This window comes from Streptococcus sp. 1171_SSPC, from assembly GCF_001069335.1.
Classification (GTDB): domain Bacteria; phylum Bacillota; class Bacilli; order Lactobacillales; family Streptococcaceae; genus Streptococcus; species Streptococcus xiaochunlingii.
The window spans coordinates 22,885-28,884 of the sequence record NZ_JWAK01000021.1 but is presented as its reverse complement, the minus strand read 5'-3'; the positions used below and the strand labels follow the sequence as shown (position 1 = coordinate 28,884).

General features: G+C 30.6%; 7 protein-coding genes and 1 pseudogene. All 8 read left to right on the top strand.

What is annotated here, in order from left to right; all coding sequences use genetic code 11:
• A partial coding sequence (locus ADF75_RS04320; RefSeq protein WP_048789278.1) for an LPXTG cell wall anchor domain-containing protein occupies positions 1 to 302 on the top strand: 302 nt, incomplete at its 5' end.
• A 210-nt stretch (positions 303 to 512) separates the two neighbouring features.
• On the top strand, positions 513 to 794 hold the full coding sequence (locus ADF75_RS04315; protein WP_048690681.1) for an autorepressor SdpR family transcription factor: 282 nt from the start codon (positions 513 to 515) through the stop codon (positions 792 to 794).
• Entirely contained in the window at positions 781 to 1,416 is a 636-nt protein-coding gene (locus ADF75_RS04310; protein WP_048690684.1) for an SdpI family protein, read from the top strand. The genes ADF75_RS04315 and ADF75_RS04310 overlap by 14 nt, the downstream gene beginning before the upstream one ends.
• Before the next feature lie 428 nt (positions 1,417 to 1,844).
• A pseudogene (locus tag ADF75_RS10795) lies at positions 1,845 to 2,291 on the top strand (DUF2513 domain-containing protein).
• Between the two features lie 645 nt (positions 2,292 to 2,936).
• Entirely contained in the window at positions 2,937 to 3,140 is a 204-nt protein-coding gene (locus ADF75_RS04300) for a hypothetical protein (protein WP_003010127.1), read from the top strand.
• Positions 3,133 to 4,119, top strand: coding sequence for an ABC transporter ATP-binding protein (locus ADF75_RS04295; RefSeq protein WP_003010129.1), 987 nt, complete (start codon positions 3,133 to 3,135; stop codon positions 4,117 to 4,119). Before ADF75_RS04300 ends, ADF75_RS04295 begins: the two co-directional genes overlap by 8 nt.
• Positions 4,116 to 4,910: an ABC transporter permease gene (locus ADF75_RS04290; protein ID WP_048789277.1), complete on the top strand. Its 795-nt coding sequence runs from the start codon at positions 4,116 to 4,118 to the stop codon at positions 4,908 to 4,910. Before ADF75_RS04295 ends, ADF75_RS04290 begins: the two co-directional genes overlap by 4 nt.
• 1 nt (position 4,911) lies before the next feature.
• A complete protein-coding gene (locus tag ADF75_RS04285; protein ID WP_003013947.1) occupies positions 4,912 to 5,697 on the top strand; it encodes an ABC transporter permease in 786 nt (261 codons plus the stop codon).
• The last annotated feature ends 303 nt before the right edge of the window (positions 5,698 to 6,000 follow it).

Sequence of the window (6,000 nt, the reverse complement as noted above, 5' to 3'; positions counted from 1 at the left end):
CAACTGAAGAGCCGACTACAACTTCAACTACCACAACAACCAAAGAAGATACAACCACTTCAACCACTACAGGCGAAACAACTACAACTACAACTACTACAAGTGAAGAACCGACTACAACTTCAACGACTACTCCAACACCAACTCCGTCATCTTCAACAACTGAAGGTACCGGCGACGGCAAAGGTCGTAAGAAAGTTCTCCCAAGTACAGGTGAAGTCGCAGCTACTGGATTCATTGTCCTAGGAGCAATTGTTCTATCAGGTGCTATCTTATTGAAACGTAAACTTTCAAATCAATAAACCTGACTAAATCGAAACCTCTAGCTAATGGCTAGAGGTTTTTTGTCTTCTAAAACAACATTCCTACTGGCAACAGCATCTTCCTAGCAGGTCGTAAGGAGATTCAAGATGGACCTATTTAGATATTTTTCTAAATAGAGTTGACAAAATAATAGTGGAGTTGTACAATCTATTTAGAAAGATATCTAAATAGATTAGAGGAGATAGAGAATGAATTTTGCGCAAACATTTAAAGCTTTATCAAATCCGATAAGAAGAAGTATCTTAGAACTGCTAAAGGCGGGGAAATTATCTGCTGGTGATATCGTTGGCCACTTTGATGTAGCAGGACCGACCATTTCCCATCATTTAAGTATTCTCAAGCAGGCGGATTTAATTCGAGAAGAAAAAGAAAAGAATTTTATCTACTATGAACTCAATACTTCTGTCTTAGAAGATTTAATGGTCTGGCTCGTTGATTTGAAAGGAGATTCTACTGATGAAAATGAATAAAAAACTATTACTATTAACTTCTATTGTGATACTTTTCCCCATACTTTGGGGAGTGATGATTTGGTCGCAGCTGCCTAACCAAATCCCCATTCACTTCAACTTTGCAGGTCAGGCCAATAGCTTCTCATCGAAACTACTGGCTGTGATTGGTCTTCCTATTTTCCTTCTCTTGGTGCATCTGTTTGTGATTTTCGTAACCTCACGCGATCCTAAGAATCAAACTATGAATGAGAAAATGGGAAAAGTGATCTACTGGTTGACTCCAATCGTTTCCTTAAGTCTTTCCTATCTCATCTATAGTAAGGCGCTAGGCTCTACGACCAATCCTTCTATTTTTGTTTCTGCTTTGCTAGGTCTCATCTTTGTCATGATGGGCAATTATATGCCTAAGCTAAAAGTAAATCACACGGTTGGAATCCGCCTCCCTTGGACCTTACAGAGTGAAGATAACTGGCACAAAACCCATCGCTTGGCAGGAAAGTTGTGGGTCCTCGGAGGTTTGATCCTTCTACTTGACGCAGGCCTTCATTTCGCGCTTTCTTATGTGTTGGTGCTGGTCATCCTCGCCATTGTTCCCATTCCAATCCTGTATTCTTATCAAATAAGTCGGAAAAGTCGTTAGTATAACAAACGTAAAAACCAGTGGAAATCCGTGTTAGGGTAACTTCTACTGGTTTTTATAGTGCTTGATTTTATCGTTTTCTTAGCCAAAGCAAATTGAAAAAAGAACGCACTTATCGCGTATTGAATCGAACCAAGTGATGCCTAGTTTTGAGTTGATGGAGCATAGCAGGTTGGCATATATTTCGAAGAATTTCGATATATATGCCATTCTTACCACCACTCAGATAGAGAAGAAGTTATCTTATTAGCAGAAGGTAACAATGGTTACCAATCAAATGATAAATTATTGGAACTGAAGAATCAGAGTGTAGCTTAATTTTAAAATTTGGATTTAATAAAGAACACAGGATTTTAAAAAGGGAATTGGAATTTATGATTAAATAAAATATCCTAACAGTCCTATTAGTAAGAAAATAGTATTTTTTGATGGAATCAACGGATTCATCACTTGACCCTTCTATTAACAAGTTGTACACTATGAATATATGTCACAGTGTAGAGGTTATTAATATGAAGAGAGATATGGATTTATGTCGTTTAATACTTTTTAAAATTGAGAATGATTATAAATCAACTGCGTTGTTTAATTTAAAAATTGACGGATACGATATGGAGACCGTAACCTACCATTGCAATTTGTTGTTTGAAGCGGGGTTAATAAAAAGCTATGAACCAATTTATGCTAGTAATAGAATCTATCATTTTAGTGTTGGTGCTTTGACTTGAGAGGGGCATGATTTTCTAGATAAAATAAGAGAAAATACCATGTGGAATAGGACTAAGAATAGTATCAAAGAAAATGCTCTGCCTTTGACTTTGGAAGTAATTAAAAGTATAGCAACCAGTTTTATAAATGATCGGCTAAGTAAATAATTAGATGGCTCTTTATAAGAATAACAAATTTCCCCATTTCAAACAAACTATTTAAAATTTTTTGAAATTAATAAGCAATCAAAATCTTCTAAATGTTGATATAAAGCTATTTTTAGTCCAATTGAAACTCATACTTTCCAAACCAGGTCTTAAGAAAGCTCGTAAAGCATCACAATTATCAAAACGTTAATCAACACGCTTATATCAACGTTTACAGACATTTAAGAAATTTCTCTTGGATGTCTTTTTTTGTCTAGCTAAATTTTACAAATTGGGCAATTTAGGTTACTCAATAATATAAAAAAGATAAAAATTTAAAGTTCGAATTTTAATTTTAAAAAAAGTAATTATTATTGAATATCTGTTCAAACATTCTTTCTTTTCTAAGGTTAATATAAATATATATACTTTAAAAAAGGAAGTCAAACATCTTGCTCATAGATTTTTTGCATTTTTAAAAAATACATTTTGTCATATAATAATGTGGAAAATTGACGGATTCCTTAAACAATCATATAATATGAATATGTAAACCCTTACATACTATTCTACTTATACTTGATAAAATGCAAGTCCTTGAGGATCTATAAATATATAGACACTCTTCTATTTATAAAGTGAAATAAAGAATCACGGAGAAAGTTTATGGATATTAAAGAGACATTCAACCAGCTAGACAATACAAAATTTAATGATTTCAATAATCGCCTTGAAGGTTTTGAGAAACTTTTTAAAGACAAATATTATTTTACCCATCCCGAAGATTTTAGCTCAATCTTTAGCATTTTGGTAAAGTATGGAAAAAGTACAAGTAAATATATTTTATCGAAAGGAGAGATATATGAGTGAAATAGTTATTAATGCTCAGAATTTATCTAAAAATTTTTATAATTTTGATTCAAGACTCCCATTTATCAAGAGATTTTTGAAACGTAATCAAATAACGATTCGAGCTGTTCAAGATATTAGTTTTACGATTAAGAGAGGGAGTATAGTTGGCTTTATTGGGAGTAATGGAGCTGGTAAATCCACAACGATTAAAATGTTGACTGGGACTCTTTATCCTAGTTCCGGAAAATTAGAAGTGAATGGAGAAATTCCATTTAAAAGAAGTATAAATTTTAGAAAAAAAATTTCAATAGTAGTAGGAAATAAATTACAGTTATTTCAAGATGTTTCGGCTATGGATTATTTTCAATTGATTGGTACTTTATATGAGGTAGAACCGGCGATTTTACAAGAACGAATTCAGGAATTAAGCAATTTGTTGAATGTAAAAGATCAGCTTTACCAGCAGGTCCGGACCCTCTCTCTTGGACAAAAAATGAAAATGGAGTTTATCGCGGCATCTTTAACAAGTCCGGAAATATTATTTTTAGACGAGCCTACTATAGGGTTAGATATACAGTCTAAAAAAGATATCAGAACATTTTTAAAGAAAATGAATGAAGAATGTCATACTACTATTATTTTAACGAGTCATGATATGGATGATATTTCGTCTGTTTGTGACGAATTAATCGTCATTGACAAAGGAAAAATTATTTTGCAGGAGTCAATGGATGTTATTTTATCTAAATTTTCTGATTTTAAATATTTAAAGATAAAAATGACATTAGATTTGGTACCAGAGTTATGCTCTGTTAAAGGAGTAGTAGTCATTTCTCAAACAAAATCGGAATGTATACTAAAAATACCTAGAGATTTTGTCTTTGAGACATTAGAATCAATCAATAAGCTTGTAGATATAGAAGATTTTGAAATATCAAATCTTTCTTTAGAAGAAATTATTTTACAAAACTATTTTACAAAAAAGGAGCACAATTGAAAAAAGAAATGTCTATTATTCTGATATCATTTCGATCTATTTTGAACTATAAATCAAGTGTACTATTGTTAATGTTACAGGCAAGTATACAAATTATGATATCAGTATTTTTATGGACGTATATATATCAGAGTAACCAGATAAATATAGCAGGATATGATTTTACCTCAATGGTTCAATACTATTTGGGGACTATAATTTTTTCATATTTTATTTTTTATCCAGTTGATTGGGAAATCAATGACGATGTTCATTCAGGAAATTTTTTTAGCATATTAATAAAACCTGTTACTTTTTATAAGTATTATTTTTGTAAAATGCTTGGAGATAGGCTTGCTCATTTATTATTTATCATCATTCCTGTCATTTTATTCTCCAGTGTTTATTACAAGAATGAGTTATTAACCATTGAAATTCTTATTTTAGGAAGTATTGCAATTATTCTATCTATGGTTCTATGGTTTTTAATATCATGTTGTGTAGGTATGCTTTCTTTTTGGTTAGAAAATATATTTTTTGTCCTTACTGTTAAAGAAATAGTAATTCAGTTTTTATCAGGAATATTATTGCCTTTAAGTTTTTTTTCAAATAATTTTCGTCTGTTTTTAGATGTATTACCTTTTAAATACTTAGTATATGAACCGCTTCAGATGTTTAGTAATGATACATATAAATTAATAGACTATTTGAGAATTATTTGTATTCAATTGATTTGGTGCATCATTTTTTATATTATATCAAGATTCATATTGAGAAAAGGAGTGGAGCACTTCTCAAATGTGGGAGGATAAAATGTTTAGAATAAAAGTAATTTTTAGGCTACTTCATTTTGGTTTTAAATCTGATATGAATTTTCATTTTGACTTCTTTTGTGGTCTATTTTCGTCGATACTGTGGATTGGTTTACCTATTGTATTTTTTAGATTGATTTTCTTAAACATAGACTCTTTTAATGGTTGGGACTATTATCAAATTTTATTTTTGGTAGGTTCCTACACTATTGTAGATGGAGTTATGATGGGATTATTAATTAGAAGTATGGGAATTTTAGAATCAGATATTTTGAGTGGTAACTTGGATCAAATTTTATTGAGGCCGTTTGATACTCAGTTGTTCTATATTTTTAGATCATTTAATTTAGTTCAATTCGTGAATACTTTTTTTGGTCTTGCGATCATTTTTATAAGTTATGGAAATTTAAATGTACATTTAAATTCATTAAAAATATTATTTTATATCCTTTCTTTAATGTGTGGTTGTATTATATATTATTCAATTTGGTTTCTAATAACGATTAGTTCATTTTGGTTCCCAACTAAATTTTCAAAAGTAGATGTATTTTTGAATTATATTGGAATTTCTAAGTATCCATATAATATTTTTACAGGTATTAACAGATTGATCACTATGTTATTTGTTCCCAATTTATTAATTGCCAATCCTGCAGTATTAATATTTTTAGGGAAAGATACATTGAACCTATTTTTCTATCAAATAGTTTTTACAGTTTTTTTGATTATTATCAGTCGTACAATTTTTAGAAAAGGATTGAAAAAATATGAAAGTGCAGGAAGATAAACAATGTTGTTCAGTTATATGTTTGACTAAAGGAAGTGATTCGCTGTACTTTGTTTTGTGGTCATTGAAACATCAGATAATTATAAACTATAATTTAAAGAATAGTATTATTAACTTATAGGTGCTAAGAAAAAAATTAAAGAAATTCCCTCATTCAATCAAACTTATTCATATTTTTTAAAATAAGAAAATAGTTGGATTTTGATGATGGTTGATATAAAGCTAAACTGAAAGTACCTGAAATCCAACTGTGCCAAACCAGGCTTGAAAAAGGCCCGTAAAGCGTCACAATTTAGTAAACGT